This is a genomic window from Acidimicrobiales bacterium, from assembly GCA_035547835.1.
Taxonomy (GTDB): domain Bacteria; phylum Actinomycetota; class Acidimicrobiia; order Acidimicrobiales; family Iamiaceae; genus DASZTW01.
Genome location: DASZTW010000008.1, coordinates 164045 through 179124 on the forward strand (window position 1 = coordinate 164045; position 15080 = coordinate 179124).

At 70.0% G+C, this 15080-nt stretch carries 12 protein-coding genes; 4 read left to right on the forward strand and 8 right to left on the reverse strand.

Annotated features, from left to right (window positions below; translation table 11 throughout):
- Position 1 precedes the first annotated feature (1 nt).
- The 3 genes from VHA73_09460 to VHA73_09470 form a co-directional block, all read right to left on the reverse strand.
- Positions 2 to 1396, reverse strand: coding sequence for an FCD domain-containing protein (locus VHA73_09460; GenBank protein HVX18248.1), 1395 nt, complete (start codon positions 1394 to 1396; stop codon positions 2 to 4).
- A gap of 291 nt (positions 1397 to 1687) precedes the next feature.
- Positions 1688 to 2668, reverse strand: a complete 981-nt coding sequence (locus tag VHA73_09465) for a nitronate monooxygenase family protein (GenBank protein ID HVX18249.1) — start codon at positions 2666 to 2668, stop codon at positions 1688 to 1690.
- Positions 2668 to 3456, reverse strand: coding sequence for an enoyl-CoA hydratase-related protein (locus VHA73_09470; protein HVX18250.1), 789 nt, complete (start codon positions 3454 to 3456; stop codon positions 2668 to 2670). Before VHA73_09470 ends, VHA73_09465 begins: the two co-directional genes overlap by 1 nt.
- A gap of 186 nt (positions 3457 to 3642) precedes the next feature.
- Between VHA73_09470 and VHA73_09475 the strand changes: the two genes are divergently transcribed.
- Positions 3643 to 4884, forward strand: a complete 1242-nt coding sequence (locus tag VHA73_09475; protein ID HVX18251.1) for an acetyl-CoA C-acetyltransferase — start codon at positions 3643 to 3645, stop codon at positions 4882 to 4884.
- A 36-nt stretch (positions 4885 to 4920) separates the two neighbouring features.
- On the opposite strand, the gene VHA73_09480 is transcribed toward VHA73_09475, so the two are convergent.
- Positions 4921 to 6174, reverse strand: a complete 1254-nt coding sequence (locus VHA73_09480) for an acyl-CoA dehydrogenase family protein (GenBank protein HVX18252.1) — start codon at positions 6172 to 6174, stop codon at positions 4921 to 4923.
- The gene (locus VHA73_09485) at positions 6171 to 7298 is read right to left on the reverse strand and encodes an acyl-CoA dehydrogenase family protein (GenBank protein ID HVX18253.1); all 1128 of its coding nucleotides are present in this window, start codon (positions 7296 to 7298) and stop codon (positions 6171 to 6173) included. The genes VHA73_09480 and VHA73_09485 overlap by 4 nt, the downstream gene beginning before the upstream one ends.
- Before the next feature lie 19 nt (positions 7299 to 7317).
- Between VHA73_09485 and VHA73_09490 the strand changes: the two genes are divergently transcribed.
- Positions 7318 to 8115 carry an enoyl-CoA hydratase-related protein gene (locus VHA73_09490; GenBank protein HVX18254.1) on the forward strand — a complete coding sequence of 266 codons (798 nt, stop codon included), beginning with the start codon at positions 7318 to 7320 and terminating at the stop codon, positions 8113 to 8115.
- Between the two features lie 79 nt (positions 8116 to 8194).
- Here VHA73_09490 and VHA73_09495 read toward each other — a convergent pair whose 3' ends face one another.
- Together VHA73_09495 and VHA73_09500 are read right to left on the reverse strand one after the other, a co-directional pair.
- Positions 8195 to 9457, reverse strand: a complete 1263-nt coding sequence (locus tag VHA73_09495) for an acyl-CoA dehydrogenase family protein (protein HVX18255.1) — start codon at positions 9455 to 9457, stop codon at positions 8195 to 8197.
- Positions 9454 to 10743, reverse strand: a complete 1290-nt coding sequence (locus VHA73_09500) for a MaoC family dehydratase N-terminal domain-containing protein (GenBank protein ID HVX18256.1) — start codon at positions 10741 to 10743, stop codon at positions 9454 to 9456. Before VHA73_09500 ends, VHA73_09495 begins: the two co-directional genes overlap by 4 nt.
- A gap of 165 nt (positions 10744 to 10908) precedes the next feature.
- Here VHA73_09500 and VHA73_09505 point away from each other — a divergent pair, with 165 nt between their 5' ends.
- On the forward strand, positions 10909 to 12153 hold the full coding sequence (locus tag VHA73_09505) for a CoA transferase (GenBank protein HVX18257.1): 1245 nt from the start codon (positions 10909 to 10911) through the stop codon (positions 12151 to 12153).
- Positions 12154 to 12236: 83 nt separating this feature from the next.
- On the opposite strand, the gene VHA73_09510 is transcribed toward VHA73_09505, so the two are convergent.
- Positions 12237 to 13208 carry a Gfo/Idh/MocA family oxidoreductase gene (locus tag VHA73_09510; protein ID HVX18258.1) on the reverse strand — a complete coding sequence of 324 codons (972 nt, stop codon included), beginning with the start codon at positions 13206 to 13208 and terminating at the stop codon, positions 12237 to 12239.
- 370 nt (positions 13209 to 13578) lie between these two features.
- Between VHA73_09510 and VHA73_09515 the strand changes: the two genes are divergently transcribed.
- The gene (locus tag VHA73_09515) at positions 13579 to 15045 is read left to right on the forward strand and encodes a catalase (protein HVX18259.1); all 1467 of its coding nucleotides are present in this window, start codon (positions 13579 to 13581) and stop codon (positions 15043 to 15045) included.
- Positions 15046 to 15080 lie beyond the last annotated feature (35 nt).

Here is a 15080-nt window from a genome sequence, read left to right on the forward strand (position 1 = left end):
CTCAGCGAGTCCAACGACGCAGCGCGTCGAGGTGTCGCCGCATGCGGTGGCGCGCGAGCTCGAGATCGCGGGCGAGGATCGCCTCGACGATGCGGTCGTGGACGTGCATGACTTCCGCGTTGGGCGCGGTGTCGGCCACGACCCCATCGGGTGTGGAGGCGTGGAACCTGGTCAGCCGGACGAGCACGAGGACCAGCAGCTCGATCACCCGGTTGCCGGCGATGTGGGCGAGCACGGCATGGAGGTCGTGGCCGGTGATGGCGAACTCGGCCGGCAACGCCGAACGCTCGGCTTCCTGAGCAGCCTCGAGGGCTTGCTCGCCGGCAGCATCGAGGCTCCGGACCGCCAGGTCGAGGACCACCATCTCGACGGCCATGCGCAGCTCGAAGAGGTGCGCGGGGGTCATGCCGAGGCGGTCGACCTGCAACGCGACGGCTTCGGTCACCGCCTCGACCCCGGGCTCGGCCACGATGAGCCCGCCGCCAGGGCCGCGTCGCATGCGGGCCACCTGGTGGTGTTCGAGCACCCGCACCGCTTCGCGGAGCACGGCGCGGCTGATGTCGTAGCGCGCCATCATCTCGGCTTCCGACCCGAGGACCTCGCCGACCGGCCACCCGCTGGTGGCCACCTCATTGAAGATCTGCCGGGCGATCTGCTCGGCGCGCTTGTCGCTGCGTCCGACGACGTCGGGCAACTCGGCGAGGCGCCGCCGAGACGGTCGCCGGTTCCGCAAGTAGTCGGCCTCGGCTCGGAGGTGCTTGTCCATGCGCCGCCGGGCGAGCGCGCCGTCGCCGGCCAAGATGGCGTCGACGATGGCTGCGTGCGCGTCATGCGACGCGACGATCGTGCGCTTTGCGAACGTCGGTGTCCCGGGCAGGTACAACGTGGCCACCCGGTTCAACAAGTCGACGAAGAACTCGAGGGCAGGGTTCGCGCTGGCCTTGGCGACGAGCCGGTGCAGCTCGCGCGGGTCCACAAGGCGCCCGGTGCGCTCGTCGTCGACGAGGCCGCGCAGCGCGGCCAGGTCGGTCTCGGTCATGCGTTGCGGCGCCAGTTCCGCGGCGGTCTCCTCGAGCAGGAGCCGTGCATCGAACACCTCGTCGATCTCGGCGCCCACGTAGTAGAGGTAGACGGACACGGCATCGGTGACGGAGTCGACGCTGGGCGCCACGACGTGGAGCCCGCCGCCGGGTCCGCGGCGCATCTCGGCCACGTGCAAGTGCTCGAGCAACCGGACGGCTTCCCGCAGCACCGCCCGGCTCACCTGGTAGCGATCCAGCAGGTCGGCTTCGGAGCCGATGATCTCGCCTTGCGGCCAGCCTCTCGCCGCGATGTCGCCGACGATCTGGTCCGCCACGACCGCGGCCAGCGTGGTGCCGTTGGAACGCTCGGACATGCCGGCGATGGCCGGGGGCTTTGGCTTGGTTGCGGATCTGGTGTGCTTCGCCACGGCGTGCCTCCGAGCGAGCGTAACGGCACCGTCCGGCGGGGGCCGCATGCTGGCCGGGAAAAGGATACCCTTCTCCCGTCGCGCGGGTTGGGAAACGAGGTTCTCGTCTGACGCGGTCCGTGCTTGGGTCGCCAAGATCCTCTCTTCGGCTTCGGGCGGGGGGCGCGCCACGCGGGCCGGGTGCCCGGACCAGCCGCCCGCCCCCGCCGCGGCGGCGATCGCAGCCGGCGGCTGGCCTCAGGAGCGAAGGCCGGCGAGTCGCTTCGTGATGATCTCGTCGGCGTCGGTGACGATCCGGTCGATCAGCTCGGCCACGGTGGGGATGTCGTGGATCAGCCCCTGGGCGAGGCTCGCCCAGTAGATCCCCCTGCTCAAGTCGCCGGTGTGGATCACCTCCGCGCCCGACGTGCCGGCCACCAGTTCGGCCACGTCACGGAAGCTGGCGCCCTGCTCGTTGAGCCGGCGGACGACCTCGTCGGACACGTCGCTCTTGCCGACCCGCGCCGTGTTGTGGAGGGAGCGGAAGATCAAGTTGGTCCCGAGCTCGTCGGCGTCGAGGTACACCTGCTTGAGGTCTGGGTGGATGGGCGCTTCCCGGGTGGCGCAAAAGCGCGTGCCCATGTTGATGCCGTCGGCGCCGAGCGAGAGCGCCGCGGCCAGGCCGCGGCCGTCGGCGAAGCCGCCCGACGCGATCAACGGCAGGCCGAGCTGGTCGGCGGCGCACGGGATGAGCACGAGGCCCGGCACGTCGTCCTCGCCGGGGTGGCCGGCGCACTCGAACCCGTCGATCGAGATCACGTCGACGCCGCGGCGCTCCGCCGACAGCGAGTGCCGCACCGAGGTCGCCTTGTGGATCACCACCACCCCGGCTTCCTTGAAGATCGGCCAGACGTCCTTCGAGCCCGGGCCCGCAGTCTCGGCGATCGGCACCCCGCCCTCCACGATCGCACGCGCGTAGGCCGCGTAGTCGGGCGACTTCGTGGTCGGGAACACGGTCAGGTTCACGCCGAACGGCTTGTCGGTCATCGACCGGCAGCGTTCGATCTCCGCCGCGAGGTGGTCGGGTGTCGGGTGGGTGAGCCCGGTCAGGATCCCGAGGCCGCCTGCGTTCGACACGGCCGAGGCGAGCTCGGCGACGCCGACGATCGCCATACCGCCCTGCACGATCGGGTGCTCGATGCCGAGCGCTTCGGTGACCCGGGTGGTGAACTTCCCCATCAGGAGCCGGTCCACCGCGGGTCGCGCTTTTCGACGAACGCCGTGGCGCCTTCCTTGGCGTCGTTGCTGGCGAACACCTTCGGCTGCCACTCGGCGAACAGCTCCTTGGCCTTCGCCATGTCGGTGCTGGCGGCTCGCACGATCAGCTTGGTGGCGTGCAGGGCGAGCGGACCGTTCTTCGCGATCCGCTCGGCGAGGTCGATCGCTGCGTCGAGCACCCCGTCGGCCGGGACGACTTTGTTCACCAGGCCGAGGTCGTACGCACGCGGCGCGTCGATCGGGTCGCCGGTGAGCGTCAGCTCCAGCGCAACGGCGAGCGGGATGCGGGTGCTGATGTAGACGCCACCGCCGGCGGCGAACAACGCCCGCTTCACTTCCGGCACCCCGAACTTCGCCGAGTCGGCGGCCACCACCACGTCGCAGCCGAGCAGCAACTCGAACCCTCCGGCCACGGCCGTTGCCTGCGCAGCACCGACCACCGGCACCGACAAGTCACCGTCGGTGAACTTGGCGAAGCCCTGGAGGCCCTTCGGGTCGGCGTCACCGAGGCCGCCGCCTTCGGCGAAGGCGCGGAGGTCCATCCCCGAGGAGAACGCGCGGTCGCCCGTGCCGGTGAGCACCACGCACCGGACTTCGGGGTCGGCTTCGGCGTCGAGCAGTGCCAGGCCGATGCCGGTGAGCAGCTCGGGGTTCAAGGCGTTGCGGGCTTCGGGTCGGTTGAGGCGCAGCACTTGCACCGCGCCTCGCCGCTCTTTGACGAGGACGGGCTCGGTTGCTTCGTCGGACACGGTGGTTCCTTCTTTCATGAGGCCGGGTTCGTCAGCGATCGACCAGAAAAGAGTATACTCATGCCCGGCAAACGACGATGTGGGATCGCGCCGCGATGGTAGGCATCGGCGCAACGCCGCCAACGCGTGGGACCGCGGGCCCGGTGGCGAATTGCCGCTATGAGGGCACTCAAATAGCCTCGTCGCATGGGAGACGCTTGGATCATCGACGCCGTTCGCACCCCCCGAGGCATCGGGAAGGTCGGGAAGGGCGCACTCGCTCATCTGCACACGCAACGGCTCGGCGCCACCGTGCTCGAGGCCATCGCGAAGCGCAACGACCTCGACACCAGAGATGTCGACGACGTCATCTTCGGTTGTTCCGCTCAGATGGGGACCCAGGCCGGTGACCTCGGCCGGATGTCGGCCCTCGACGCCGGCTACGACACCGCCGTGAGCGGGGTCACCCTCGACCGCTTCTGTGGGTCGGGCATCACCAGCTCGGGCTTCGCCGCCGCGTCGATCATGGCCGGCCTCGAGGACGTCGTGGTCGCCGGCGGGGCGGAGATGATGTCGAGCTACGGCGCCAACATGGGCGGCGGCAACCGGACGCCGTTCATGGACAACGGCAACCTCCACCTCCGGGCGTTGCACCCGCAGACCAACCAGGGAGTCGCGGCCGACGCGATCGCCACCCTCGAGAACATCCCACGGTCTGCACTCGACGAGCTGTCGGCCGAGTCCCAGCGCCGGGCGGCGGTGGCCATCGCCGAAGGCCGCTTCGAAAAGAGCCTGGTGCCGGTCCTGAACGAGGACGGCTCGGTGGCGCTCGACCACGAGGAGTACCCCCGGCCGAACACGACGCTCGAGTCGCTGTCGTCGCTGCCACCCTCGTTCGAGAAGCTCGCCGACATCCCCCTCGACGAGGAGCAGAACACCTACCGGTCGATGGTGCTGCGCCGCTACCCCGACTTGCAGATCGAGCACGTCCACCACGCGGGCAACAGTTCCGGCGTGGTCGACGGCGCGGGCGCGATCTTGTACACGAGCCCCGACTACGCCAAGGCCCACGGGCTCACGCCCCGCGCCCGTGTCGTCGCAGTGGCCAACGTCGGTGACGACCCGACGCTGATGCTCAACGCGCCGGTCCCGGCCACCCGCAAGGTGCTCGCCAAGGCCGGCCTGACGCTCGACGACATCGACCTCATCGAGATCAACGAAGCCTTCGCCGTGGTGGCCGAGAAGTACCAGCGCGACCTCGACGTCGACCGCGACAAGGTCAACGTGAACGGCGGCGCCATCGCGCTCGGTCACCCCATCGGTGCCACCGGCTCCATGCTGATCGGCACCGTGCTCGACGAGCTCGAGCGGCGTGACGGCCAGTTCGGCCTCGTCACGATGTGCGCAGCTGGCGGCATGGCGCCGGCGATCATCATCGAGCGGATCTGACCGACGCGGCGAGCCCTCGGCCTTTCGGCCGGGGGCTCAACTGCGACGCGAGCCCCAGCTCTTCGCGTCGCGCAGCACGTCGCGGAACGGCTTGTCGCCGTCGACACTCGGCTCCCGGGGGAGCCCGAGCAGCCGTTCGCTCACGATGTTGCGCTGGATCTGGTTGCTACCGCCGGCGATCGAGAAGATCCGGCCGTTGAGGAAGTTGACCGAAGCGGCGTGGCCCGAGCTGCTCTCGTCGCGCCAGGCGACCGCGGTGCGCCCGGCCAGCTCCATGGCGACCGCGGCGCGCGCCGGGTCGCGCAGACCGAGCCCCAACTTGATGAGCGAGGCCGAGGTCGGGTCGGCCTTGCCGGCCATCATCGATTGGATCACGCGCTTGGTGAGCTGGCCCTGCTCCCAATCGAGGATGTGGCCCCTCGCCACGAGCTGGCGCGCCGCGCCGTCGCCCGCGAGCCCCCGCGCGTCGGCGAGCTCGACGAGGTCGGGGGCGAGCGGGCGCCGACCGCCGCCACCGCCGAGCACGCGGTGGTCGCCGCCGGCGCCGCGCTCGAACGCGAGCATCGCGTTGGCGATCGGCCAGCCGCCGTTGACGTCGCCGAGCACCATGTCGTCGGTGACGACCACGTCGTCGAGGAACTCCTCGCAGAACTCCGCGCCACCGTTGATCTCACGAATCGGCCGGACCGTGACCTGCGCATCGTGCAGCGGCACTTTGAACCAGGTGAGGCCCTTGTGCTTGGGCGCGTCCCAGTCGCTGCGGGCGAGGCAGATCCCGTAGTCGGCGCTCATCGCACCCGACGACCAGACCTTCGTGCCGTTCAGGATCCACACGTCGCCGTCGCGGGTGGCGCGGGTGAGGAGCCCGGCAAGGTCGCTCCCGGCGCCGGGCTCCGACAGCAGTTGCACCCAGATCTCGTCGCCGCTGAGCATCCGCGGGATCCACCCGCGCTTTTGCTCCTCGCTCCCGTACGCCAAGACGGTGGGCAACACGATGCCGAGCGTGACGCCGCTCGCGATGCCGCCCGGCGCCGGCACTTGGAACGCGGCGGACTCCTCGGCCCAGATCCGTTGGTGCTGGTCGGACAGGCCCTGCCCGCCGTACTCGACCGGGATCGTGATGCCGAAGTAGCCGGCTTCCCACGTGGCCTTCTGCTGCGCCTTGCCAGCCGCCACCGAGTCGGCATCGAACTCGTGGGCGGTGCGCAGCTCGACCCCTGAGCGGCGCGGCAAGTTCTCCTCCAGCCACGCCCGCATGGTGGACCGGTATCGGCCGAGGTCGTCGCTCATGAGGCCACTCCGAGCCCGTGGAACGCGCACACGCGCTCGCGCTGCAACGCTGGTTCGCCGTACAGCACGCTGTTCGACTGGATCCGCCGCAAGTACAGGTGGAGGTCGTGCTCCCACGTGTAGCCGATGCCGCCGTGGACCTGCAGGCACTGCTGGGCGAGCGCGTTGGCGCGCTCGCCAACCGACGCCGCCGCCATCGCGACGACTTCGGTCGCGGCGGGGTCCGCTTCTTGCACCGCAGCCGCCGCGGCGACCGCGGCCGCCTTGCAGATCTCGAGGGAGAGCACCTGGTCGGCGAGGATGTGCTTGATCGCCTGGAACGAGCCGATCGGTCGGCCGAACGCGATGCGGTCGCGGGCGTAGTCGAGCGTCAAGGTGAACAAGGCGTCGGCGGCGCCGACGGTCTCCGCGGCGGTGAGCGCGGTCGCGGTCTGGTGGGCGACGTCGAACACCTCGGCGCCGCTCCCCACGACTGCGCCGTCGCCCACGGTCACCCCGTCGAATGACACGTCCGCGAAGCGGCGGCTGAGGTCCAAGCTCGCCAACGGCGTGATCGTGACGCCGCCGGCGGCGGTCGGCACGAGCACGTGCACGGGCTCGCCGTCCCTGGACGCAGCCACGAGCAGCAAGTCGGCCGACGCCGCGTCCTGCACCGCACCGCGCGCCCCGTCGAGACGCAGCCGGTCGCCGTCGCCCGTGGCCGTGACCCCCGCGCCGTCGTCCCAACCGCCGTCGGGGCTCGCCCAGGCCCACGTCGCCACCGTCGTGCCGGCCACGACGCCGGGCAGTACTTCGGCCCGTTGGACGGCGGTCCCGCAGCGGGCGATCGTCGCGGCGACGACGTTCATCGGGACGAACGGTCCCGGCTGCACGTTGCGCCCCATCTCCTCGGCCAGGATGGCGGCGTCGAGGAAGCCGGCGCCGCTGACGCTGCCGCCGCCGTCGGCCTCGGGCACGAGCATCGAGAACCAGCCGAGCTCGGCTGCCTTCTGCAGCCACTTGGGGTCGTAGCCGACGCTGTCGTCGTGCCAAGCACGGGTCTTCGCCACCGGCAGTTCGGCTTCGATGAACCGCACCGTGGTCTCGTGGAACAGCGCCTGGTCCTCGGTGAGATCCAGCTGCACGTCGTATAGAGTACACCCAATGCAACCCGTGGTCCGCACCGAGGTCACCGAGAACAAGGTCGGGATCATCACGCTCGACCGGCCGGAGCGACGCAACGCCGTGAACGGCCCGCTGGCCGAGCAGCTCGACGCCGCGGTGAAGGCGATGGCCGACGACGACGGCGTGAAGGTCGTGGTGCTCACCGGTGCGGCACCTGAAGGCGGCACGGGCGGGTTCTGCTCCGGCGGCGACACCAAGCGCGACGCGTCGGACTCGTCGGGCCTCGCGCTGGGCGTGCCGCCTGACGCGCTCTCGGGCGACCTCGCCCGCCACGACCGGCACGCGTCGATGCTGCTGCACCAGATGCCGAAGGTGTCGATCGCCATGGTCGGCGGCCCGGCGGTGGGAGCCGGGTTCGCGCTGGCGGGGGCCTGCGACTTGCGGTTCGCGTCCGACGATGCGCTGTTCTGCGCAGGGTTCTCGCCCAACGGCCTGAGCGGCGACTACGGCGGCTCCTTCTTCTGGACGCGCATCGCCGGTACGGCACTGACCCGCCGCTTGTACCTGCTGAACGAGAAGATCGGCGCGGCCCAGGCGCTCGCGTGGGGCATGGTCCACGAAGTCCGGGCCGCCGCCGAGCTGCGCGGCTACACGCTCGAGATCGCATCGATCCTCGCCCGGACCCCGCGCGAAGTGGTGGCGTTGATGAAGGACAACTTGAACCAGGCCGAAGACGAGGTCGATCGCCGGCGCTGGCTGCTCGCCAACGAGGCGGAGAACCAGAGCGCGGCCGGTCGGGCGATGATGGCGCGCATGACCCGCCGACAGCAGGCGTAGCCCGGCACCGTTGCCCGCCAGCGGCGCGGCGGTGGCCCCCCTTGGTTCGGTTCCGACCGCCCGGCGGGTTGCACCGTTCTCAGCGCAGCGTCCCGACCTTCAAGTCGCGATACCGCACGTCCTTGTCGTCGCCCGGTTCGCGGGGGAGCCCGCAACCCTTCTCGCCGAGCACGTTGAGTTGGATCTCGTCGGTGCCGCCGCCAATCCGGTTGCCGGGGCTGGCCAAGTTGACCGACTGCAGGTCGCCGCCCATGGGGGAGTCGCTGCCTTGCAGCAGGCCGTCGGCACCAACGATGCGGTAGCTGAGGTCGCGCGACTCCTGGCAGATACGGGCGGTGGTGAGCTTCGCGATCGACCCGTCCGCACCGGTCAGCGCACCCCTGGCTGCCGCGATCCGGCGCATCGTCCAGCCGTTCACGCGGACTTGCGCGTGATAGCGGGCGAGGTCTTGGCGGATCACGGGATCCGAGCTGCGGCCGTACTGCTGTGCCAACTCGATCATCACTCTCGCCGGCACCGCACCGGCGCGGATCCTGCTCTGGCGTTGCTTGGCCGCTCGCCGGGCGCGCTCGATGACGGCGCCCACCGTCTTGTCGAGGTCGCCGTCGCGGCCCGAGCGCGCCGGCACGAGCCCGCGGGTACCGCCGCCGGCCACCATCGTGCGCTCGCTCTGCATGGTCGTCTGCGCCACACGCCACCCGTCGCCCAGCGCGCCGATCTGGCGCCCGGCCGGCACCCGCGCTTCGGTGAGGAACACTTCGCAGAACTGGCTCGAGCCGCTCATCGTCTTGAGCGGCCGGACCTCGACGCCCGGCTGGTGCATGTCGATCGCGAAGTACGTCATGCCGCGGTGCTTCGGCACGTCGACATCGGTCCGAGCCAGCAACATGCCCATGTCGGCGGAGTCGGCCGCGGAGTTCCACACTTTCTGGCCGGTCACCACCCACTCATCGCCGTCCAGGACCGCCCGGGTACCGACGCTGGCCAGGTCGGAGCCCGATCCCGGCTCGGAGAACAGTTGGCACCACGCCTTCTCGCCGAGCGCGATGGGGCGGACGAGCTCGTCGACCTGCTCCGGCGTGGCGTGCGCGAGGAGGGTGGGTGCGGCGAGCGCGGTGGCCAAGTGGCCAGCCGGCGGGCCCACCACTTCATTGGCGGCCAACGCGCGCACGATCGTGCGCGCCTCGCTGCCGTTCGCACCGCGGCCGCCGAGGCCGGCGGGCCAGGCGGGAAACGAGTACCCGGCTTCGAACAACCGGCGCCACCACTCGCGCACCGTCAGCGAGTCGCTCCAGTTCCGGTCGACCCACGCCTGGACTTCGGCCGCGAGCGCCTCGCTCAATCGAGCTCGCCCCGGGCCTTGCGCTCGGCGACGATCTCCACGTGGCGCTGCATCATCCGCGCGGCCTGCTCGGCGAGGTCCGACGGCGGGGTCGGCAGAGTGACGTCGCCGTGCTCGCGGCTCGGGAGGGCGACGGTAGCCTTGCCGGGGCAGGTGACGGTGTCGCGCTGGTTGGTGCCGCGCATCTCGATGTCGACGACCGCGTTGCCGGCATCGTCGATCCGCTTGTCGACGACTTCTCCGGTGATGATGTGGGTGTCGCCGATGTAGTTGAACTTGCGGATCTCGCTCGACTGCTGCACGAGCCAGCCGTCGTCTCCCATCCAGTCGGTGGAGAAGTGCGACAGGTGGCAGTCGCGCATCACCCCGTAGTCGTAGGCCATCGGGTTGCCGATCGCCTGGGCCCACGCCGAGTCCCAGTGCACGCGCTGCGCCACGTCGGGCACGCCGTACTCGTTCTTCACGTAGAACGGTGCGATCCGCTGCCGGTTCTTGTACGCGATGCGGTTCGAGCACGGCGCGTACGGCACGAACCCGTAGCCGCCCGCGTGGAACACGATCATGTCGGTGGTGGTCAGCGGGCCCTTGGCCATGGCGGGGAGCGAGTCGCCGACCTGCACGTCCTCCCACCAGCGCTTCTCCGCCCCGCGCACGTGCTCGTTGGCGTAGACCTCGTCGATCTTCGCGAGATCGTCGTCGGTGTAGGTGGCCGGCTCGATCGCGGCGTACTTGCCCTTCTCGCGGGCGGTCTTGCGCTCGGTGTGGATCGCAAGTGTGCGCGAGGTGGCGACGATCTCCGCGCGCTGGTTGAACTTCACGTTCAAGTACGTCATCAGGATCGAGCGGTTCGCGAACTCGGACTTCTTTTCGATCACCGACTCCGTGCCGCCGAAGCTGTAGAGCTCGTCGCCTTCTTTGAGTGGCTGGTACCAGTTCCACGTGCTGCCCGACACGAACACGTGGATGCCTCGGAACGACGGTCGGCGGATCTTCTCCTTCGGCGGGTCGCCGTACAGCGGCCGGTTGAGCGCGATGCCGATCATCGGGGGCGCGATCTGTGCGCCCCACCGCGTGCGCTCGCCGTACGTCTCGGAGTTGTACAGCGGGTTGTCGTCGCCGTAGCTGCGAGCGAAGTTCCGGATGCTGTCGCGGTTGACCACCGTGAGGTGCTCGTGCGATCCCAACGGTGCGTACCGGCCGGCGAGCGACTTCGCCCGCTCGATGTCCTCCTCCTTGAAGGAGTAGTCGGTGGCCTTTTCGAACTCGGCGGAGGTCGCAGAAGACATGGCTAAAGAGTACACCCTTTAGCGGCAGGCCGCCAACGGCCCAATGGCCCGTGGAGGACGGCCCACCATCCCGTTCCGCGCGGAAGATGCGACGGCAGCGGTCACTTCCCACGCGCAGAAGGGGAGGCGGGGCTCGCTCGGAGAGAAGAGTGTACGGTTCTTCCGGTGGACCCTGGAGAACAGGATGTCGGCGCGGACCGCGGACCGGCAGCGCCCGCCGGCAAGGCCCTCGCCGGGTTGCGGGTCCTCGACTTGAGCCTCGCCGAGGCCGGCCCCGTGTGCGCGCAGTGGCTGGCCTGGTTCGGCGCCGACGTGGTGCGGGTCGACCCTCCGCCGGGCCCGGGTGTGCCGTTGGAGCTGCTCGAGATCGGGCTGCACCTGGCCAACAACATGAACAAGCGCTCGGTCTTCCTCGACTACCGCCAGCCCGAGGGTCTGGCGCTGCTGCGCCGCCTGGTGCCGCGGTTCGACGTCGTGGTCGAGAACTTCCGCACCGGCGTCGCTGCGTCGTACGGCCTGGGCTACGACGATCTCCGCGCGCTCAAGCCCGCGCTCGTGTACTGCTCGATCAAGGGCTACGGCACGACCGGCCCGTACCGCGACTATCCCGCCCTCGACCCGGTCACGCAGGCGGCGGGCGGCGCGATGTCGATCACCGGCGAGCCCGACGGGCCACCGATCCGCACCGCGTACGTGGGCGCTGACCACCTGTCGGGCTCGATGGCGGCGACCGCGGTGCTGGCGGCGTACGTGCGGATGCTGCGCACCGGCCACGGCGAGTACGTCGAGCTGTCGATGCAGGAAGCCGTGCTGAGCGCGCTGCGGTCGATGATCCTCATCGACTCGCCGGACGGCCGCTTCATGCCCCGGGTCGGCAACCGCATGGGCGCCCCGACCGACTTGTACGCCTGCCCGCCGTTCGGCGCCAACGACTACGTCCAGATCGCCGCGCCGGGCGACAAGCTGTTCGACCGTCTCGCCATCGCCATCGGCCAGCCGGAGCTGGTGACCGACGAGCGCTTCGACTCGGTGCGGCTCCGCAACCGCAACCGCGGCGCGCTGCGCGAGATCGTCGCTAAGTGGACCGCGCAGCGCTCGAAGTGGGAGGCGATGCGCGAGTTGGCCGAGGCCGGTGTGCCCGCGTCGGCGGTGTTCGACAGCGACGACCTCCGCGCCAACGAGCACTTGCGCGAGCGCGGCGCGTGGGTCGAGGTCACCCACCCCCTGCGGGGCACGACCGAGGTCGTCAACAACCCCGCTCGCATGGCTTCAGCCGTCCCGCTGGCCGCCGCGCCGAAGTACGGCGAGCACACCGTGGAGGTCCTTACCGCCGAGCTCGGCCTCGACCGTCCTGAGTTGGAACGCCTCGAGGCGCACCAGATCGTCGACCTCCGCAACGTGCCCGACTGAAGTGACCAGGGTGCCGTCACTGCCCACCTCTCTGACGGTGACCAGCAGGTCGGCGCAGCTTCCGTCGCCGGCGGTGCCGCGGCTCACGCGGCTCCGGTGGCCCGGATCGAGTCACGGATGCGGTCGAGGGTGCGGGCCATCGAGATCGTGTCGGCGAGCGGCATCGTGGGGCTCTCGGTGAGCCCTGCCTCGAGGCTGCGGTGCACCTCATCGATCTCGAAGCGCAGCCCTTCGCCCTCGAAGCTCGCGTCGATGACGTCGACGTCGGTGCCGCGGCGAACGGTCAGCGACTGCGGGCAGTGCATGAACGCCGGCAGGTCGATCGTCCCGTCGGTGCCGGCGATCCTGGCGGTGCACGCCATGTTCACGCGGATGGCCGCCTTGACCACGCTGAGGCGGTCGCCCGGGTGGCGGAGCACCGCGGCGACGTGCTCGTCGACACCGGTCGGTCCGATGACGCCGTCGGCCACGACGTGCTCGACGGGCCCGAGGACCAGGCTCGCCAAGTGGACGGGATAGATGCCGAGGTCGAGCAGCGCGCCGCCGGCCAGCGCCGGGTCGAACAAGCGGTGGCTCGGGTTGACGGGCACGCGGAACCCGAAGTCGGCCTCGACGAGTTGCGGCTCACCGATCCGACCGCTGCCGACCAGGTCGACGAGGATGCGGTAGCTCGGCAGGAAGCGGCTCCACAGGGCCTCCATGGCGAAGACGCCCTTGTCGCGGGCGGCGGCCGCCATACGGGTGGTGGCGGCAGCATCGGGCGCGAACGGCTTTTCGCACAGCACCGCTCTGCCGGCGGCGAGGAAACGAAGTGCGTCGCGCTCGTGGCGCGAGTGCGGGGTCGCGACGTAGACGGCATCGACGGTCGGGTCGGCGGCGAGCTCATCGTCGTCGGCGTAGCGGTGGGGGATCCCGAAGCGGTCGCCGAACGCGTTGGCCCGGTCGATCGAACGAGAGCTCACGGCGGCGATCCGACCGTCGGCGACCAGCTCGATCGCTTGCGCGAACCGGGTCGCGATGCCCCCGGGTCCGACCACACCCCACGAGACCGTCACCGCCGTCGACCTTTGTCACGCACTGCAGACTCCTCGATTCGACCCGAACCGTAGACCCACTACCGACGGTCGCAGGGGCCTCGTCGACGCGCCCGCGGGCGCGGAATAGGGGGAGCCGCACGCTCGGTCCGTCAGCATCCGGCGTGCGGAGCTGGCGATCGCCAGGAGCTCCGACCAGGCGCTCCTCGCCCGCCTCGTCGTGCCCCGGCTGAACGCTTCGCGCCGAGGGTCGTCCGAGCCGTAGTGGTGTGTCGGGTGGGTGAGGAGGTGGTCACGGCGAGTCATTCGGTGCCGAGGGCCGCCAGGACCGCCCCGCCATTTGCCAGACGCAAAAACTAGGGTCGACCTCAACCCTCAGATTGGAGCGGCGATGACGAACGCAGCGGATGGTCAAGATCGGTTGACGACGGCGGTCGGAGCGCCGGTTCCTGACAACCAGAACGTGCTGACAGCGGGGCCACGCGGCCCGCAGCTCCTGCAGGACGTGTGGTTCCTCGAGAAGCTCGCCCACTTCGACCGTGAGGTCATCCCTGAGCGGCGCATGCACGCGAAGGGCTCGGGCGCGTACGGCACGTTCACGGTCACCAACGACATCACCCGCTACACCAAGGCGGACCTGTTCGCCGAGGTCGGCCGCAAGACCGAGCTGTTCGCTCGCTTCTCCACCGTTGCCGGCGAGCGCGGCGCAGCCGACGCCGAGCGCGACATCCGGGGCTTCGCCGTGAAGTTCTACACGCAGCAGGGCAACTGGGACCTGGTCGGCAACAACACGCCGGTGTTCTTCTTCCGCGACCCGTTGAAGTTCCCCGACCTCAACCACGCGGTCAAGCGCGACCCGCGCACGAACCTCCGCAGCGCGGCCAACAACTGGGACTTCTGGACGTCGCTGCCCGAGTCGTTCCATCAGGTCACCATCGTGATGAGCGACCGTGGGATCCCCGCCTCGTACCGTCACATGCACGGTTTCGGCTCACACACGTTCAGCTTCATCAACGCGGCCGGCGAGCGGTTCTGGGTGAAGTTCCACCACCGGGTGCAACAAGGGGTCCGGAACCTCACCGATGAGGAAGCCGGCGCGATCGTGGCCGGCGATCGCGAGAGCCACCAGCGCGATCTGTTCGAGGCGATCGAGCGCGGCGACCACCCGAAGTGGACGTTGTGCGTGCAGGTGATGCCCGAGGCGGATGCCGCCACCGTGCCGTACCACCCGTTCGACCTGACCAAGGTGTGGCCCAAGGGCGACTACCCGCTGATCGAGGTGGGCGAGTGGGAGCTCAACCGCAACCCCGACAACTACTTCGCCGAGGTCGAACAAGCCGCGTTCAACCCGGCCAACGTGGTGCCCGGGATCAGCTTCTCGCCCGACAAGATGTTGCAGGGCCGCCTGTTCTCCTACGGCGACGCGCAGCGCTACCGACTCGGCGTCAACCACTTCCAGATCCCGGTGAACGCGCCCCGCTGTCCGGTTCAGAACTACCACCGTGACGGCGCCATGCGCGTCGACGGCAACCACGGCGGCACGCTCCACTACGAGCCCAACAGCTACGGCCGCTGGCAGGAGCAGCCCGACTTCCGCGATCCCCCGCAAGCGGTCGGTTCGGTGGCGGATCACTGGAACTACCGCGACGACGACGATGACTACTTCTCGCAGCCCCGGGCGCTGTTCAACTTGATGACCCCGGCGCAACAGCAGGTGCTGTTCGAGAACACGGCGCGGGCGATCGCCGGCGTGCCCGACCACATCGTGCAACGGCACATCGACCACTGCACCGCGTGCGACCCGGCATACGGCCAGGGGGTTGCCGCCGCGATCGCCGGGTTGAGCAATCCTCGGTGAGCGACCAGGGCACGATGCCGGCGCTGTTCATCGGG

What these genes read in the sequence shown, in the direction of transcription:
- VHA73_09490 (HVX18254.1), top strand. Translation starts at nt 7,318, where the DNA reads ATGCAACCCGTGGTCCGCACCGAGGTCACCGAGAACAAGGTCGGGATC.
- VHA73_09460 (HVX18248.1), bottom strand. Translation starts at nt 1,396, where the DNA reads ATGTCCGAGCGTTCCAACGGCACCACGCTGGCCGCGGTCGTGGCGGAC.
- VHA73_09500 (HVX18256.1), bottom strand. Translation starts at nt 10,743, where the DNA reads ATGTCTTCTGCGACCTCCGCCGAGTTCGAAAAGGCCACCGACTACTCC.
- VHA73_09480 (HVX18252.1), bottom strand. Translation starts at nt 6,174, where the DNA reads ATGAGCGACGACCTCGGCCGATACCGGTCCACCATGCGGGCGTGGCTG.
- VHA73_09465 (HVX18249.1), bottom strand. Translation starts at nt 2,668, where the DNA reads ATGGGGAAGTTCACCACCCGGGTCACCGAAGCGCTCGGCATCGAGCAC.
- VHA73_09515 (HVX18259.1), top strand. Translation starts at nt 13,579, where the DNA reads ATGACGAACGCAGCGGATGGTCAAGATCGGTTGACGACGGCGGTCGGA.
- VHA73_09475 (HVX18251.1), top strand. Translation starts at nt 3,643, where the DNA reads ATGGGAGACGCTTGGATCATCGACGCCGTTCGCACCCCCCGAGGCATC.